The sequence below is a fragment of the Streptomyces violaceusniger Tu 4113 genome, assembly GCF_000147815.2.
In the GTDB taxonomy this organism is placed as follows: Bacteria; Actinomycetota; Actinomycetes; order Streptomycetales; family Streptomycetaceae; genus Streptomyces; species Streptomyces violaceusniger_A.
Map to the genome: position 1 here is coordinate 10,242,778 of NC_015957.1, position 17,101 is coordinate 10,259,878.

Sequence of the window (17,101 nt, forward strand, 5' to 3'; positions counted from 1 at the left end):
TTTCCGCTTTGCCAAAGCGTGACGTTCCGATCCCCGTCGACCACGCCCCGTCCGCCCCCGCATAGGCTCTGCGCCATGCCCGCCCGCGTTCCCCCGCCGTCCCGTCCGATCGGTTCGGCGACCCGCGGGACGACCAATCCCAATCGGCTGCGCCGGATGGACCGGTGGATCGCGGCGGCGCACGGGGCCGCGCTGCGGCGGGCCGGGGAGGCGCCGGTGGCGGTGGATCTGGGGTACGGGGCGGCTCCGTGGACCGCCGTCGAGCTGCTGGACCGGCTACGGACCGTACGGGCCGGGGCGCGCGTCGTGGGGGTCGAGATCGACCCCGGACGGGTGGCCGCCGCGCGGCCGTACGAGCGCGAGGGGCTCGCCTTCGCGCACGGCGGCTTCGAGGTGCCGCTGCCCGGCGGGGCGCGCCCGGCGCTCATCCGGGCGGCCAATGTGCTGCGGCAGTACGAGGAGGGCGAGGTCGCCGCCGTATGGCGGCGGCTGTGCGCCCGGCTGGCGCCCGGCGGACTGCTCGTGGAGGGCACCTGCGACGAGATCGGGCGGCGCCACGTCTGGGTCGCGCTCGACGCGGCGGGCCCGCGCACCGTCACCTTCGCGGCCCGCCTCGGCTCCCTGGAACGCCCCTCCGACCTGGCCGAACGGCTCCCCAAGGCGCTGATCCACCGCAATGTGCCGGGCGAGGCGGTGCACACCTTCCTGCGCGACTTCGACCGCGCCTGGGCGGCCGCCGCCCCGTACGCCCCGCTCAGCGCGCGTCAGCGCTGGATACGCAGCGCCCAGACGCTCCGCGCACAGGGCTGGCCGCTCGCCGACGGGCCACGGCGCTGGCGGCAGGGCGAGGTCACGGTGCGGTGGGAGGCACTGGCACCCCGGGGCTGACAGCTCCGGGGCGGGCCGAGGCCGGTGGTGGTCCGGACGTGCCCCCTGGGCGTTCGCCGTGGCGCCCGTGGCGGACGTCGTGGCGGACGTGGCGGACGTGGCGGACGTCGTGGCGGACGTCGTGGCGCCCGTGGCGACCGTGGCGACCGTGGCGACCTGAAGGGGCGCGGGGCTGTGTCGCCGTGCGGCTCCGCCGCGTAGGCGCGCGGCCGGCCGCGGCGGCGCCGCAGACGATCGACGGCCCCTCAGCGCCCTTCCAGCGGAGCGCTCAGGCGTCCCCCGTGCCGCCCTGGGCCTTCGCCACGCCCGGCGTGCCCGGGGTGCCCCCTTCCGCGTCGGGGTCGGCGCCCGCCGCGTACTCCTCGCTGATCTCCTTCGGCCCGAACGGCCACACCTTCTCCGCCCGCGCCCACAGCACGAACGCCACGCACCCCGCCGCGACCCAGGCCAGCGACCATTCGATGGGGTGCCGTCCGGGGGAGTTCTTGTCCGCGTAGCCGTAGATCACCACCCAGCCGACCAGCGCCACCACGCTCGGCAGCGGATAGAGCCACATCCGGTACGGCCGCCGCAGCCCCGGCTGGCGGCGGCGCAGCACCGTGAGGGCGACGATCTGCGCCAGGGCCTGCACGATCACCATGACCGTGGTCAGCAACTGGATCAGCGTGGCCAGATCGGTGTGGCGGCCGATCAGGAAGCCGATCCCGGTGACGACGCCCATCGTGGCCAGGCCCAGCACGGGGAAGCGATGGCGCGGGTGGAGCTTGCCGTACGGACGGAAGAAGACCCGTTCGCGGGCGGCGTCGTACGGCACCCGCGAGCCGCCCAGCAGCCCGGCGAAGACGGATGCGAAGGCCGTGATCAGGATGAGCACGGTGACGACGTCGGCCGCGACCTTCCCCCAGGTCTCCTCCATCACCGCCGACGCGACGGACTGGGAGGCCACCGAGCCGGGCTCGGTCATCTCGTGCCAGTCGACGACGCCGAGGGTGCCGATCTGCAGCAGCAGATAGATCCCCATGATTCCGACGATCGAGGTGACGATCGCCCGCGGCAGGGTGCGGCCGGGGTCCTTGATCTCGGCGCCCATGTACGCGGCGGTGTTGTAGCCGAGGTAGTCGTAGATCCCGATGGTCAGGCCCGCGGCGAACCCGGTCCAGAAGTGACCGCTGCTCAGCTCGAAGGCGTGGTCCGGATAGGTGAACGCCTGCCCCGCGTCGAAGTGGCTGAAGGCGGCGACGATGACCAGGACCACGGAGGCGATCATCACGCACCACATGACGGCCGTGATCCGGGCGATGTGCTCGACCCCCCGCCACAGCAGCCCGATCACCAGGACGATGACGCCGAGTCCGACCAGATCGCCCTGGGTCTGCGTCATATCGGGCCACAGATAGCCCAGATACTGCACCAGACCGACCACGCCCGTGGACATGATCAGCGGGATGAACAGCATCGCCGTCCAGACGAACAGGAACGGCATCAGCTTGCCGCTGCGGTACTGGAACGCCTGGCGCAGATACACATAGCTGCCCCCGGCCCCCGGCAGCGAGGCGCCCAACTCGGCCCAGATCAGCCCGTCGGCGAGCGCGAGCACCGCGCCCGCGACAAAGCCGATGACGGCCTGCGGTCCGCCGAAGGCGGCGACCATGAGGGGGATGGTGACGAACGGCCCGATGCCGCACATCTGGCTCATGTTGATGGCTGTCGCCTGGAACAGGCCGATACGGCGGACGAATCCGCCCTCGGTGCCGGACATCCGGACCTCCATTGCCCTAGCGCGCCACCGTGGGAGGAGTTGAAAGTAAGGAAACTTTCCAGTCGCGTCAAGGAGGTGGACGAAACCGAGTTGCGGCAGAGCGCGGGGCGCGGGGCGGCGGCTCGGGCCGTCAGACCACCGCCGCCGTGCCCGCCAGCACCGTCAGCGCCTCCGCCGTCGCCGACCCCTCGTCGGCCGTGTACGTGCACAGCATCTGCCCCGGGTCGGCGGGCAGGACGAACGCCTCGAACCGCAGCACCAGCTCCCCCATCTCCGGATGGCGGAACCGCTTGACGCCCCGCGTCCGCTCCTGCACCTCCTGCGCCTCCCACCGCCGCCGGAACTCCTCGCTCCGCTCCAGCAGCTCATGGGTCACCCGGCACACCCGTGAACTGCCGGGGTGGCGCCCGACCTCCGCGCGCAGCCCGGCCACCGTGTCGTCGGCGACCTCGGCCCAGTTCGGATGGATCTCCTTGAGCCGGGGGTCGAGGAAGACCAGCAGCGGGCCGTTGCGCCGCTCCTCGGGGATCGCGGGGTAGTCGATGCCGAGCCGGGTGCCGAGCCGGTTCCAGGCCAGGACGTCCATCGCCGGGCCGTAGACATAGGCCGGGACATTGCCGTCCATCGCGTTCAGCAGTTGCTGGATCTCCGGCCGTACGCGCGGCCGCGGATCAGGGTCGGTCGCTCCGCGCCGCCGCGGCAGGGTGATGTTGCGCAGATAGGTGTGCTCGGACGGGGTCAGCCGCAGCGCCCGCGCCAGTCCGTCGACCACCGAGTCCGAGATGGCCGGGGCCCGGCCCTGCTCGATACGGGTGTAGTAGTCGACGCTGATCCCGGCGAGCTGGGCGACCTCCTCACGGCGCAGCCCCCGCACCCGGCGCCGTACGACCCCCTCCGGCAGCCCCAGCTCGGCCGGGTCGAGCGCGGCGCGGCGCGCCTTGAGAAACGACTTGATCTCCGGTTCGGCATGGCCCATCCGTCCATTATCCGCGCGCCGCCCGTTTCTGGGCCGGTCTGGGCCGGACAGGTGGTTCTGGCAGACCCAGGTTGAGCCGGGCCTGGTGAGGTGTCCGCCGGGACCCGAGGCTGAAGGCGCATAAGGCCATGGAAAACAGACGCCATGGACAGCGGACGCCATGGGAAGCAGAGGAAGGCACCAGCCATGAAGCGCAGGATCCTCGGTGGGACGGGCATCTCGGTGAGCGAGTACGCCCTGGGCGCGATGATGTTCGGCGCCCTGGGCAACCCCGACCACGACGACTCGGTACGGATCATCCACCGCGCCCTCGACGCGGGCATCAACTTCGTCGACACCGCCGACGTCTACTCCGAGGGCGAGTCCGAGGAGATCGTCGGCAAGGCCCTCAAGGGCCGCCGCCACGACATCGTCCTGGCCACCAAGGCCCATTTCCCGATGGGCGAGGACCCCAACGAAGGCGGCAACTCACGACGCTGGATCACCCAGGAGATCGAGAACAGCCTGCGCCGCCTGGGCACGGACTACATCGACCTCTACCAGATCCACCGGCCGGACCCCACGACGGACATCGACGAGACGCTGTCGGTCCTGTCCGACCTGGTCCGGGCGGGCAAGGTGCGCGCCGTCGGATCCTCCACCTTCCCGGCCGAGCAGATCGTGGAGGCCCAGTGGGTCTCCGACCGGCGCGGGCACGTACGGTTCCGCAGCGAGCAGCCGCCGTACTCGATCCTGGCGCGGGGCGTGGAGGCGGCGGTGCTGCCGACCGCGCAGAAGTACGGGATGGGCGTGCTGAGCTGGGGCCCGCTCTCCGCGGGCTGGCTCACGGGCCGCTACACCAAGGCGTCCGACGTCGATCTGTCGGGCGGCCGGGCGGCCGTGGAGAAGCGCAAGTTCGACCCAACGCTGCCCGGCAACGCGCGCAAGCTGGAGGCGGTCGGCGTACTGTCCGAGCTGGCGTCCGACGCCGGGCTCTCGCTGCCGCATCTGGCCATCGCCTTCGTACGGGCCCATCCGGCCATCACCTCGGTGATCATCGGCCCGCGCACCATGGAGCAGCTCGAGGATCTGCTCGCCGGGTCCGAGACGGAGCTGAGCGAGGACGTCCTGGACCGGATCGACGAGATCGTCCCGCCGGGCACGGACCTCAACAAGAGCGACAGCTACTACCTGCCGCCGGCGCTCGCGGACAAGAGCCTGCGCCGCCGCTGACCCGGTCGAGGGCGGTTCACGACGGCCGCAGGGCGTGCAGCAGCGCGTCGATGAGCGTGCGGTCGTGGTCGTAGGAGAGGCGGCGGCGGGCCGCGTCCGGGGGCAGCCAGAGCAGGCGGTCGACCTCGCGGTTGGGCACGAAAATATCGTCGTCGACGGCCTCCGCCGCCCAGTAGCGGACCTCCTTGGGGCGGCCCTTGGCCAGGTAGTGGAGGGTGGGCAGCACCGCCCCCGGGGCGCAGCCCATACCGGTCTCCTCGACGACCTCGCGCACCGCGCCGTGCAGCGCGTCCTCGCCGGGCTTCAGCTTGCCCTTGGGGTGGGACCAGTCGTCGTAGCGGGGGCGGTGGACGAGGGCGATCTCCAGCCCGCCGCCGTGCGGGGACCGTCGCCACAGCACACAGCCCGCCGCCAGGACCGTCCCGGTGTCCGCTCCCCCGTCATCACGGGAATCCGACCGGTTCATCCGCCGTCTCCCTCCCCGGTCTCCAATGTCCGCCGCATTCTTCGTGCGTCTGCGCCGTCTCTTGTTGCCGCTCGCCCCGGGCGTCCGCCGTCAGGAGGTTCTGGTGGCCACCCGCCGCCAGATCCTGCCGAACGCGAAGCGGGCCGCCTCGACCTCATGCCGCTGATCGGCATGGAGCACGCCCAAGGCGTACGCCGTCGCCGGGGCGATCCGGGGCGTACGGGCGGCTGCCGCCGCGGCGGCGGCAGCCTCGGCCGCGTCGCGGTGGCGCTCCAGCGCCTGTCCGGCGGCCAGCAGCCGTACGGACAGCGGCGGCTCGGCCTCCACGGGGCCGGACCCACCTGGCCCGGACCCACCTGGCCCGGACCCACCTGGCCCGCCTGCCCCGTCCGGCTGCTGCCACACCTGGTCGAGCACCTCCTGGGCGTACCGCCGCAGCCGCAGCAGATGGCGCACCTGGTGCCAGGGGGCGTCCTGGCGCTCGCTGGCGGGCGGGGCGTCCGCCGCCGAGGTCGCGGCCAGGCCGTGGACCAGCGCCTCCGCGTTGTACGGACGTCCGGCGCGGATCAGCGGCAGCGCCTCCACCGCCTCGGCCAGCCGCCGGTTCGCCAGCTCGGCGAGCGGCGGCAGCACCTGCCCGGCGGGGCGGGCGGCGTTGGCCTCGTCGAGCGGGGCGTCGGAGGCGAGCAGGGCGACGGTGTCGGCGACCGCGTGGAAGCGGGAGGAGCCGAGCGCCTCCAGGGCCGCGGTGTGGGCCCGGGTCCGGGCCAGGGTGAGCTGGCGCTCCAGCAGCGCTCCGGCGCGGGCCGCGCCCACGGTCAGCGCCCCGCCGCGGGCCTCCTCCTCGGCACCGGCGCGCTGATGGGCCGCGCCCGGCTGGCCGGGCCGGTCGGCCTTCTCGCCCTTGGCGCCCCGGCCGTTCTTGTCACCGCGCTCACCGCGCTCACCGCGCTCACCGCGCCGCCGTCCGGCCGCCCGGCCCTCGTCCCTGGACGTCCCGGCCGCGCCCTCGGCGCCACCGCCCGCATCGGCCTGACCGGGCCGGGCACCCTGCCCCCCGACAGGGTCCACGGCCCCGCTTCCCTGTGCACCGGCGGCCAGGGAGACACTGCGGCGTGTGGCACGGGTGGAACGAGGCGGGACGGAGGCGGCGGCGCCGCCAGGGCCTGCGGTACCAGCAGCGCCCGCGGGGCCGCCCGCGCCGTCGACCGCGATCGTGACCCCGCCGCGCGCGGTGTGCGCCGCGCTCGTGGCATGCGCGGCGTTCGTGGCGCCCTCGGCGGGCCACTCACCGGGGCTCGCGACCTCGGCGGCCGTCCCCTCGTCCTGCGACGACCGGTCCGAGGGGCCGCCCGCGCCCGAGAGCCGGTGCAGGGCGCCGCGCAGCCGGTCCAGCCGCTCGGCGTAGGCGTGCTCCCGCGCCAGGGTGCCCGACAGCCAGGCCAGCTCGGTCCGGAGCTGATCGGACCAGGCCGTGTCGGTGAGCGGGCGGTAGACGTAGAGTGCGCCGCTGATCCGCCGCGCGGCGCGGCGCAGCAGCCGGGCGGCCTCGGCCGCCTCATGGACATCGGAGCCGCTCTCGCGGTGCAGCCGCAGGCTCCGGAGGAAGTCCCCGGCCTGGGCGTGCAGATACGCCGACAGCACCTCACCGGCCGTCGCCGACTCCCACGAAGGTGCCGCCGCGGCCTCCGCCGCCCGGTCCGTCACCGCACCGCGCTCCGGCACAACCCGATCGGCCGCGCCCCGGCCCGACACACCCCGGCCCGTCATCGCACCGCCATCCGTCGCCGCATCCCGGTCCGTCGTCGCACCGCGATCCGTCATGCCGTCCGCCGCCCCTGGGCAGGGCTGGGCGGCGCCCGTCATCCCGGCCGGTGACAGGTCATGTCGTTGAACCACGCCGTCGCCTCCGGGCGTCGATGAGCATCTCCTGAACGTTCCGCAGCGGCTGGCCTTCGGCGTCCGTCGCATGCCGTGTCCACTCGCCGTCCGGGCCCAGATGCCAGGAGGAGGTGGAGTCGGACATCCCGGTCTCCAGCAGGCGGTTGAGGGCGGCGCGGTGGCCGGGGTCGGTGACCCGCACCAGCGCCTCGATCCGGCGGTCGAGATTGCGGTGCATCATGTCGGCGCTGCCGATCCACACCTCCGGCTCGCCGCCGTTACCGAACGCGAATACGCGCGAATGCTCCAGGAAGCGTCCGAGGATCGAGCGGACCCGGATGTTCTCCGAGAGCCCGGGGACGCCCGGCCGCAGCGCGCAGATGCCGCGCACCCACACATCGACCGGCACTCCGGCCTGCGAGGCCCGGTAGAGGGCGTCGATGATGGCCTCGTCGACCATCGAGTTGACCTTGATCTTGACGTAGGACGGGCGCCCCGCCCGATGGTGGGTGATCTCCTTGTTGATCCGGGTGATCAGCCCGTCGCGCAGCGACTTGGGGGCGACCAGCAGCCGCCGGTAGTTCTCCCGCCGGGAGTAGCCGCTCAGCCGGTTGAAGAGGTCGGAGAGGTCGGCGCCGACCTGGGAGTTCGCCGTCAGCAGCCCCAGGTCCTCGTACAGCCGGGCGGTCTTGGGGTGGTAGTTGCCGGTGCCCACATGCGAGTAGCGGGTCAGGGTGTCGCCCTCCTGGCGGACCACCAGCGACAGCTTGCAGTGGGTCTTCAGGCCGAGGAGGCCGTAGACGACATGACAGCCGGCCTCTTCCAGCTTGCGCGCCCACTTGATGTTGGCGTGCTCGTCGAAACGGGCCTTGATCTCGACGAGCACCAGCACCTGCTTGCCGGACTCGGCGGCGTCTATCAGCGCGTCGACGATCGGCGATTTGCCGGAGGTGCGGTAGAGCGTCTGCTTGATCGCCAGCACGTCCGGATCGGCGGCCGCCTGCTCCAGGAACGCCTGCACGGAGGTGGAGAAGGAGTCGTACGGGTGGTGGAGGAGGACGTCCCGCTCGCGCAGCGCCGCGAAGATGTCGGGCGGGGACGCGGACTCCACCTCGGCGAGGTCCCGGTGGGTGCCCGCCACGAACTTGGGGTACTTCAGCTCCGGCCGGTCCAGCGCGGCTATCCCGAACAGCCCGGTGAGGTCGAGCGGCCCCGGCAGCGGATAGACCTCGGCGTCCGAGATCTTCAGCTCGCGCACCAGCAGGTCCAGCACATACGGGTCGATGGACTCCTCGACCTCCAGCCGCACCGGGGGCCCGAAGCGGCGGCGCAACAGCTCCTTCTCCAGGGCCTGCAGGAGGTTCTCGGCGTCGTCCTCCTCGACCTCGAGGTCCTCGTTGCGGGTCACCCGGAACATGTGGTGCGCGAGCACCTCCATCCCCGGGAAGAGCGACTCCAGATGCGCCGCGATCACGTCCTCCAGCGGCACATACCGCTGCGGCGACGCCTCCAGGAACCGGGCGAGCGACGGCGGGACCTTCACACGTGCGAAGTGATCATGCCCGCTCACGGGGTTGCGCACCACGACCGCGAGATTGAGCGAGAGCCCGGAGATATAGGGGAAGGGGTGTGCCGGGTCCACCGCGAGCGGGGTCAGCACGGGGAAGATCTGCTGCCGGAAGAGGGTGAAGAGGCGGGACTGCTCCTTCTCGGTGAGATCCGGCCAGCGGACCAGATGGATGCCCTCCTCCGCGAGCGCCGGGGCGACGTCCTGCTGATAGCAGGCGGCGTGCCGGGCCATGAGCTCACGGGACCGGTTCCAGATCAGATCCAGCACCTCGCGCGGCTGCAGCCCGGAGGCCGAGCGGGTGGCGACCCCCGTCGCGATGCGCCGCTTGAGGCCGGCGACCCGCACCATGAAGAACTCGTCCAGATTGCTGGCGAAGATCGCCAGGAAGTTGGCCCGCTCCAGCAGCGGGGTGGACGGGTCCTCGGCCAGCTCCAGCACCCGCTCGTTGAACGCCAGCCAGCTACGCTCCCGGTCCAGGAACCGCCGCTGCGGCAGCTCCCCGCCCGCCACGTCGGGCCCGGCCTCCTCCTCGTACGAGTCCAGGTCCGCGTCGAGGTCGGGATCGAGCGACCGCACCGGTGGCCCGGCGACAGCATGCGGCCGGTGGGCCGCGATGGACCCGACCGAGGGCTGGGACTGGGGCTGGGGGGAAACCGATGCCTGACCGCTGCTTTCGCTCATGAATTCATTGTTCCGCGCCGGAGACGAAGACGGCGTGGCGGAGGCGGGTGCGGAAACGGCACGGAGCCTCCGGTTCGACGAATTCGGCACAGCGGGCTGCATTCAGTGATGCTCGCAACCAAGGTTGAATCGCCGGTAACGGACACATGGCGCGTAGGAAATCGGGACCCATCCCCCAGGGGTCCGGCCCCCAGGGGTTCCGCCCTCCTAAGCCCCCCGGGGGCGGGGCCGGCTCAGGTCTCGGTCCGGTACATCAGGTCCGTCTCATGGGTGACGAAGCCGAGCCGTTCGTAGACCGCGACCGCGGCGAAGTTGTCGGCGTCCACGTAGAGCATCGCGGTCGGCAGCCCCTGGGCGGCAAGATGCCGCAGCCCGACCGACGTGAGCGCCTTACCGAGGCCGCCACCCTGCGCGTCCGGCCGCACCCCGACGACGTACACCTCCCCCAGCCGCTCCTCGGCATGCACCTTGGTCCAGTGGAAGCCGACGATCTGCCCCTCGCGCTCGGCCAGGAAGAACCCCGCCGGATCGAACCACGGCTCGCCCTTACGGTCGTCCAGGTCACGCTGGGCGAGCGAGCCCTGCTCGGGGTGGTGGGCGAAGGCCGCCGCGTTCGCCGCCAGCCAGGCGGCGTCGTCCTCACCCGGCCGGAAGGTCCTTACGGTCACGCCCTCCGGCCACGTGGGCTCCGCGAAGCCCGGCTCCGTGAGCGACCCCAGGGGCCGGCGCATCTGGCGCAGCTCCCGGAACAGCGTCAGCCCCAGCACCTGGGCCAGATGGCGCGCCGAGGCATGCCCCCCGTGCGCCCACACCCGCAGCCGCTTCCCCGACTCCCTCAGCAGGGTCACTCCCAGCGCCCGGCCATGCCCCTGCCCGCGGTGCGCCGGGTGCACGACCAGCTCGGCGGCCGGGGCCTCCACCGGGTCGGTGTCCTCGAGCTGCGCGTATCCCACCAGCTCCCCGCTCGGCTCCCGCAGCACCAGATGCCGCACCCCCTCCCGCCGCCCCCGCAACTGCAGCCGCCCCTGCTCGGACACGGCCTGCTGACCATCGGCGCGCGCGGACTCCGCGACCAGCCGCAGCACATCCTGCGCCTCGGTGGGCGCCAGCTCCTCCAGCACATCGAGCCGCCGGGCACCGGATGTCTCGTTCACCACGTCATTCATGGGGCCGAGCCTACGGCGGCCCAATTGGCCAGCAAGCTGCTGGCCAATTTGTTACCGGCGGGTCACCCGGCTGCCCCATCCCCGTCGAGGATGTCGTCGGCGATACGTGAGAGATCCTCGGCGCTGGGCATCAGCTCCCGCACATGGGGCGGCAGCGCTGCGTAGGTGCTCACGGCGAGCGGTGCGTTGTTGCTCCGCAGGGCGTATTCGATCGTCCCCTTGTCGCGGCTCTTGGCGATGAGGATCCCGAGCGTCGGATCATCGCGCTCCTTGTCCCGCAACAGGTCGTCGACGACGGTGACGTAGAAGCCGAGCTGGCCTAGGTGCGCGGGGCGGGCCTTGTCGGTCTTCAACTCGATGACGACGTAGCGGTGCAGCTTGCAGTGATAGAAGAGCAGGTCGATCCGGAACTCCTCGTCCCCGACCTTGATCGGGTACTGGCGTCCGACGAAGGCGAAGCCGACCCCGAGCTCGGTCAGGAACCGGACGAGCTGCTGTACCAGCGCGTCCTCGAGGTCGCGCTCTGCCACCTTGCCCGACAGCCGGGTGAAGTCGACTCGGTACGGGTCCCTGACGGCCTCATTGACCGCGTCGGAATCCTCCGGGACCGTGGCGTCGAAGTTGTTGAGCGCGGCGCCCTGGGTGAGGTGCAACTGAGCGTCGATCCAGTGGTCGAGCATGACGCGGGACCACCCCTGCTGCACGGCCCGCTGAGCGTAGAAGTCCAGCTCGGGGCGAGTCTTGCAGCGGCCCATCAGCAGGGTGATGTGACCCCAGGGCAATTGGGCAACAGCTTGTTGCCCAATTTGTTCGGGCCATGTTCGAGCCATCTGCTGCATGTACTTGAGATTCCGCGCGCCGAAGCCTCGCTGGTTCGGAAAGGCCGTACGCAATTCGGTCGAGACCCGGTCGATGACCTTGGAGCCCCACCTCTCCCTCTCAGCCCGCTCAAGGATCGTCCGGCCGACTTCCCAGTACATCTTGATCATCTCGGTGTTGACCTTGAGCTGAGCGCGCACGCTCGCCTTCGTGACGATCGCCTTGAGGTCATCGACCAGTTCGAAGAAGCCCGGCGGGAGCTCGGATCCCTGTGCGGGGATGGGCGTCTGCTTCGTGAGTTCGTTCTGCATGATCCGCACGCTCACATATCGAACCGCCACCCAAACCCCTCATGCGGACCTTTCCGCCGAACGGGGCGAAGTCGTCCCACACCGTTGACCATCGGCCACCAGCTCTTAACCTCCCGCCCCTGCCCCGCTACGCGCGTTGACCGTAAGCTGCGCCCCACCATCCACCACGGGGCACACAAGGGGACGACATGCCAGCGAGACCTCAACGGCGCGGGGCGGCACGCCGGTTGGCCACGGGAGTCGCGGTGCTGGCCGCCGCGGCCGGGGTACTGACCGCCGTGGGCCCGGCGGGCGCGGGCACCGCCGCCGCCTCGGACAAGCACCGGCCCGGGCGCACCGTCGACGTACAGCTGCTGTCCTTCAACGACCTGCACGGAAACCTGGAGCCCCCGCAGGGCTCCTCGGGCACCGTCACCGAGACCCAGCCGGACGGCACCACCAAGACCATCCCGGCGGGAGGCACCGAATACCTCGCCACCTCCCTCCGTAACGCCCGTAAGGGCCACGACTACTCCGTCACCGCCGCCGGCGGCGACATGATCGGCGCCAGCCCGCTGCTGTCCGGTCTCTTCCACGACGAGCCGACCGTCGAGGCGCTCAACAAGCTGGACCTCGACGTCACCGCGGTCGGCAACCATGAATTCGACGAGGGCCGCGCCGAGCTGAACCGGATCCAGAACGGCGGCTGCCACCCCAAGGAGGGCTGCTACGAGAAGGGCAAGACCTTCCCGGGCGCCGACTTCCCCTACCTCGCCGCGAACGTCACCGACGAGAAGACCGACAAGCCCATCCTCAAGCCGTACACCGTGTGGAAGCACAAGGGCGTGAAGATCGGCTTCATCGGAGTCACCCTCGAGGGCACCCCGGACATCGTCACCGCCGAGGGCGTCAAGGGCCTGAAGTTCCACGACGAGGTCGAGACGGTCAACAAGTACGCCAAGGAGCTGCAGCGCAAGGGCGTGAAGTCGATCGTCGCGCTCATCCACGAGGGCGGGCTGCCCGCCTCCTCCTCGTACAACGACGACTGCGACAACGGCGGTGCGGGCAAGGGCATCTCCGGCCCCATCGTCGACATCGCCAAGAACATCTCGCCCACGGTCGACGCCCTGGTCACCGGCCACACCCACCAGGCGTACACCTGCACCGTCCCGGACCCGTCCGGCACTCCGCGCACCGTGACCTCCGCGGCCTCCTTCGGCCGCCTCTACACGGACACCACGCTCACCTACGACCGCCGCACCGGCGACATCGTGCGGACGAGCGTGAAGGGCGCCAACGCGGCGAACCACGTCGTGGACCGCGAGCAGCCCAAGGCCCCCGACATGACGTCGCTCATCGGGCGCTGGAACAAGCTGGCCGCCCCGATCGCCAACAAGCCCGTCGGCTACATCTCCGCCGACGTCAACGGTCGCGGCTCCACCGCGTACGAGACGCCCCTGGGCGACGTCATCGCCGACGGCCAGCTCGAAGCGCTCGCCCCGGCCGACAAGGGCGGCGCCCAACTCGCCTTCATGAACCCCGGCGGCATCCGCTCCGACCTCGCCCACAAGGCGTCGGGCAGTGAGGGCGACGGGGTGGTGACCTACGGCGAGGCGTTCACCGTCCAGCCGTTCACCAACATGATGAACGTGCTCGACCTGACCGGCTCCCAGCTCATCACCGCGCTCCAGCAGCAGGTCAGCGGCTCCAACGAGGCGTCCCCGAAGATCCTCCAGGTCTCCAAGAGCCTCACCTACACCCTGGATCCGACCAAGTCGGGCAAGGACCGGATCGTCACGGACACGGTGAAGCTGAACGGTGAGCCGATCGACCCCGCCAAGACCTACCGCGTCGCGATGAACGAGTTCCTCGCGGGCGGCGGCGACGGCTTCCCCGCCTTCAAGGACGGCAAGAACAAGCTCGTCGGCGCCTCCGACCTGGACGCGTTCACGGCCTACCTGGGCGCGCACTCGTCGCAGTCCTCGCCCCTGGACCCGCCGAAGGCGGACCGCATCACGATCGTGAAGTAGTCGCCCGACGCCTGCCGATGGCCCGGCCGCTTGTGGCAGCCGGGCCATCGTCGTGTCACCGCAGCGCGTCCTCGATCAGCTCGGCGGCCCGCCCGGTGCCGCCCTCGGCCCGCACCTCGTCCCGCAGCCGCGCCGAGACGCGCGCGACCTCCGGATCCGTGGTGAGTTCGAGCAGCGCGGCACGCAGCACCTCGGCGCTGGCATCCGCCGTGTCGATACGGCGGGCCACGCCCAGCTCCACCAGCCGGTCGGCGTTCATCGGCTGCTCGGCACTCTGCGGTACGGCGATCATCGGCAGCCCGCAGTACAGCCCTTCGCCGCTGCTGCCCATCCCGGCATGGGTCACGAAGGCGTCGGCCTGTTCCAGGATCGCCAGTTGCGGCACCCAGCGGTGCACCTCGATGTTGCCCGGGACCTCCCCCAGCTCGGCCGGGTCGACGTACTTCCCGATCTGCAACACCACATGCCACCCGGGCAGCTCCCCGAAGGCCGCGACGCACTCCCGGTAGAAGCCGGGCTGCCGGGTGAAGGCCGAGCCCAGCGAGACCAGCAGCACCTTCTCCGCCCCGGCGGGCCGTTCCCACCGGCCCTGCCCGGCCCGGTCCCCGAGGCACGGCCCGACGAACGTCACCACCTCCTCGTCCACTCGGTCCGCGTTCGGCTGCATGGCCCGGGGGATCACCGCGACGGCCCGCTCGGGCCGCCCGCTGAAAACATCGGGGTCGAGCGTGGTCGCCCCGCAACCGGCCAGCCACGACGCGAACTTCTCCTGATACGCATCGGCCCCCGGCAGCGCCTTGAGCGCCGCCGCGACCTCCTCCGCGTAGCCCTCCCAGGCCACGAAGGACGGCGACAGCTGAACCGTCGGCCGCCCCTGCGCCTCGGCCAGGGCACGCCCGGCGTAGCCGCCGATGTCGTAGAGATAGAGGTCGGCCGGATCGTCGTCATACGCGGCGCGCAACTGCGGCAGCGCCTGGATCGCGTCGTCCAGGAAGACGGTGCCGGCGGCGATGGGGTCCTCGGGCCAGCTGTTGTCCGCGACGGGCAGCGTGGACCGGTACGGCACCAACGCGGCACCGGTGGGCTCGATGACGTCCGCGACGAAGGGATCGTTGGCGTAGGTCACCCGGTGACCGCGCGCCACGAGCTCGCGGATGACCTCGAGGCTGGGCAGTACATGGCTGATGGCGGGAATGCCGACCATCGCGATATGGGCACGACGACGGGACGGACGTGACATGAGAGATCACTCGTTTCAGATCTACGGCGAGATGGACACGACGATCCAGCGCACCGGGCGTGGTCACCGGTGCGCCGGAGAGAGCGGCGTGTCAGCCGTAGATCTGCAGAAACGAGTCCATGCGGATGACGGTACCCCGGCCGCCACCCGGCCCGCCTCCCCTTTTTCCGGCCTCAGCAAGCGCTAAGTGCCCGCTCAGTGCCCGATCGTAGGGTCGCGCAGGCGACGGGCCGTCTGTTCTCCCTCCCTCTCCGACGGGCCGTCGCCCCCTTACGCCCCGCCCCCGTGGATGCGATCGAACGCACCGGCCTTGGCACCACGTATGAAGGCGCGCAGGGCGGCGGAGGTGGTGGTCAGGATGACGTCGGGGTCGTCGCTCTCCCTGAGCAGGACGGCGCGCTCGCTCGCGGCGACGTCCACGCAGTTGCCCGCGTCCGCGCTGTAAGTGGACTTCCGCCAGTCAGCGGCGACGTTCACGCAGTTGCCCGCGTCCCCGCTGTAAGAGGACTTCCTCCACTCGACCCCGACGTTGACGCAGTTGGACGAGTCTCCGCTGTACGAAGGCTTCCGCCACTGGTACGTGGACACGCTTCTCCTTCACATAGTGCGCAAGATGCCGTGGATGAAGTCCCGCGACTCTCGCGGCTTGAGGGCGGTCATCTCCATCCGTTCCAAGACAGCCCGATACTTGGCCAACTCGGCCTCTGCATCCATGAACTGGGTTCCTTGGGCAGAGTCGAGCTGCACCGTGTCGAGCTGCGGTACAGGCCCCACGACATAGTCGAACGATTGCCCGGTCCCAGGGAAGGTTCCGCCGCCGAACGGAATCACCAGGATGGTGACGTTGTCCATCTCGCTCATGGCGAGGAGGTGTTCAAGCTGGGCGCGGACCGTCTCCATTCCGCCGAATTCCATCCGCAGAGCGGCCTCATGGATGACCGCGGTGTACGGCACCGGCTTGTCGCCGTAGAGGATCGCCTGGCGCTTCATCCGGTGCGATAGTCGATGCTCCACCTCATATGCCCGCAACGGCGGAGCTACTTCCCGGATCACCGCGCGGGCGTGGTCCACGGTCTGGAGCAGGCCCGGGATGTGGATGACCAGAGCGACGCGCAGCGCTCGGGCCCGATGCTCCAACTCGGCCATATCCGCGAAGCTGGCCGGGAGGTGTTCCCGGTATTCGTCCCACCAGCCCCGCGCACGTCCGCCCGTCATGTCCGCCAGCGCATCCACGAGGTCCTCATCGGCGCACGTGTAGGTGCGAGCCATCACGCGCACACGATCGGCACCCACGGCGTACCGGCCCGCCTCGATCATGCTCACGCGGGCCTGCTGGACACCCAACTCGGCGGCGGCCGCAGTGGAGGTCAGACCCGCGCGCTCACGAAGCTTCCGCAACTCGGCTCCGAGCCGTCGCTGCTTGAGCGTAGGACTACTGGTGGTCGCCATCGGTCTCCCTTGTCACCCACACGAGGGCAATCGTGAGCCATATCTCTGTATCGACGTTAGAACTAACACGACTGGCCCTACTGTGTGGCCCACGCCACCCAACTTCGCCCGACCGAGGGAGACTCCATGGCCAACGTACCGCCGTCCTCCGACCCCTGGACGTACTCCCTCCGCCTCCCCAACGACCCACGGGCGGCCAGGATCTCGCGGGTCACCCTCCGAGCCGTCCTCTCCTCCCACGGCATGGCCGAGCTGACCGACACGGCGGAACTCCTCACCTGCGAGCTGGTCACCAACGCCGTCCGCCACTCCGACGGCCCCGCTCAACTCCGCATCCGCCACCTCTGCGAAAACCGCCTCCGCGTGAGCATCTGGGACACCAACCCGACCATCCCCGCACCCTTCGACGCCCCGCCCAGCCCCCTCGACCGCTTCACCGCCCTCACCGAGGCCGCCGCCCGCCTGGACGCGACCTCCGGCCGTGGCCTGCTCATCGTCCGGCTGTGCGCCGACAACTGGGGCGGCTACCCCCTCGCCGACGACCTCTTCGGCATCAGCGGCAAGCTGCTCTGGTTCGAACTCACCCCGCAGCAGAACGCCTACGAGATCGCGGCCTGACCCCACCCCGACCCTTTCCCCCAATCGGGTGATCACCGGTCATTTGCCCCGTGCAC

Annotated in this window: 14 protein-coding genes; 4 read left to right on the forward strand and 10 right to left on the reverse strand. The window is 70.9% G+C overall.

The features are described 5' to 3' along the window. Nucleotides 1–75: 75 nt before the first annotated feature. Nucleotides 76–888, forward strand: coding sequence for a class I SAM-dependent methyltransferase (locus STRVI_RS41780; protein ID WP_014061608.1), 813 nt, complete (start codon nt 76–78; stop codon nt 886–888). Nucleotides 889–1,156: 268 nt separating this feature from the next. Here STRVI_RS41780 and STRVI_RS41785 read toward each other — a convergent pair whose 3' ends face one another. Both STRVI_RS41785 and STRVI_RS41790 read right to left on the reverse strand, forming a co-directional pair. Further along, complete coding sequence (locus tag STRVI_RS41785; RefSeq protein ID WP_014061609.1) at nt 1,157–2,647, reverse strand: APC family permease; 1,491 nt, start codon at nt 2,645–2,647, stop codon at nt 1,157–1,159. Nucleotides 2,648–2,777: 130 nt separating this feature from the next. Next, nucleotides 2,778–3,623 carry a helix-turn-helix transcriptional regulator gene (locus STRVI_RS41790; RefSeq protein ID WP_014061610.1) on the reverse strand — a complete coding sequence of 282 codons (846 nt, stop codon included), beginning with the start codon at nt 3,621–3,623 and terminating at the stop codon, nt 2,778–2,780. A gap of 186 nt (nt 3,624–3,809) precedes the next feature. Between STRVI_RS41790 and STRVI_RS41795 the strand changes: the two genes are divergently transcribed. Further along, nucleotides 3,810–4,835: an aldo/keto reductase gene (locus tag STRVI_RS41795; protein ID WP_014061611.1), complete on the forward strand. Its 1,026-nt coding sequence runs from the start codon at nt 3,810–3,812 to the stop codon at nt 4,833–4,835. Nucleotides 4,836–4,851: 16 nt separating this feature from the next. Here STRVI_RS41795 and STRVI_RS41800 read toward each other — a convergent pair whose 3' ends face one another. The 5 genes from STRVI_RS41800 to STRVI_RS41820 all read right to left on the reverse strand — a co-directional run bounded on the left by STRVI_RS41800 (nt 4,852) and on the right by STRVI_RS41820 (nt 11,729). Beyond that, nucleotides 4,852–5,301, reverse strand: a complete 450-nt coding sequence (locus STRVI_RS41800; protein ID WP_014061612.1) for an NUDIX hydrolase — start codon at nt 5,299–5,301, stop codon at nt 4,852–4,854. Between the two features lie 90 nt (nt 5,302–5,391). Beyond that, nucleotides 5,392–7,125, reverse strand: a complete 1,734-nt coding sequence (locus STRVI_RS41805) for a CHAD domain-containing protein (RefSeq protein WP_435532602.1) — start codon at nt 7,123–7,125, stop codon at nt 5,392–5,394. A gap of 58 nt (nt 7,126–7,183) precedes the next feature. Next, entirely contained in the window at nt 7,184–9,433 is a 2,250-nt protein-coding gene (locus STRVI_RS41810; protein ID WP_014061614.1) for an RNA degradosome polyphosphate kinase, read from the reverse strand. Nucleotides 9,434–9,666: 233 nt separating this feature from the next. Further along, nucleotides 9,667–10,599, reverse strand: coding sequence for a mycothiol synthase (gene mshD, locus STRVI_RS41815; RefSeq protein WP_014061615.1), 933 nt, complete (start codon nt 10,597–10,599; stop codon nt 9,667–9,669). Between the two features lie 62 nt (nt 10,600–10,661). Beyond that, the gene (locus STRVI_RS41820; RefSeq protein ID WP_014061616.1) at nt 10,662–11,729 is read right to left on the reverse strand and encodes a PDDEXK nuclease domain-containing protein; all 1,068 of its coding nucleotides are present in this window, start codon (nt 11,727–11,729) and stop codon (nt 10,662–10,664) included. 188 nt (nt 11,730–11,917) lie between these two features. Between STRVI_RS41820 and STRVI_RS41825 the strand changes: the two genes are divergently transcribed. Next, on the forward strand, nt 11,918–13,738 hold the full coding sequence (locus tag STRVI_RS41825) for a bifunctional metallophosphatase/5'-nucleotidase (RefSeq protein WP_078505599.1): 1,821 nt from the start codon (nt 11,918–11,920) through the stop codon (nt 13,736–13,738). A gap of 55 nt (nt 13,739–13,793) precedes the next feature. On the opposite strand, the gene STRVI_RS41830 is transcribed toward STRVI_RS41825, so the two are convergent. The 3 genes from STRVI_RS41830 to STRVI_RS41840 all read right to left on the reverse strand — a co-directional run bounded on the left by STRVI_RS41830 (nt 13,794) and on the right by STRVI_RS41840 (nt 16,427). Next, on the reverse strand, nt 13,794–14,978 hold the full coding sequence (locus STRVI_RS41830; protein ID WP_014061618.1) for a macrolide family glycosyltransferase: 1,185 nt from the start codon (nt 14,976–14,978) through the stop codon (nt 13,794–13,796). A 270-nt stretch (nt 14,979–15,248) separates the two neighbouring features. Then, complete coding sequence (locus STRVI_RS41835) at nt 15,249–15,566, reverse strand: DUF397 domain-containing protein (protein ID WP_014061619.1); 318 nt, start codon at nt 15,564–15,566, stop codon at nt 15,249–15,251. 9 nt (nt 15,567–15,575) lie between these two features. Further along, nucleotides 15,576–16,427 carry a helix-turn-helix domain-containing protein gene (locus tag STRVI_RS41840; RefSeq protein ID WP_043237432.1) on the reverse strand — a complete coding sequence of 284 codons (852 nt, stop codon included), beginning with the start codon at nt 16,425–16,427 and terminating at the stop codon, nt 15,576–15,578. 126 nt (nt 16,428–16,553) lie between these two features. On the opposite strand from STRVI_RS41840, the gene STRVI_RS41845 reads away from it, so the two are divergent. Next, nucleotides 16,554–17,045, forward strand: a complete 492-nt coding sequence (locus STRVI_RS41845) for an ATP-binding protein (RefSeq protein ID WP_014061621.1) — start codon at nt 16,554–16,556, stop codon at nt 17,043–17,045. Nucleotides 17,046–17,101: the final 56 nt, after the last annotated feature.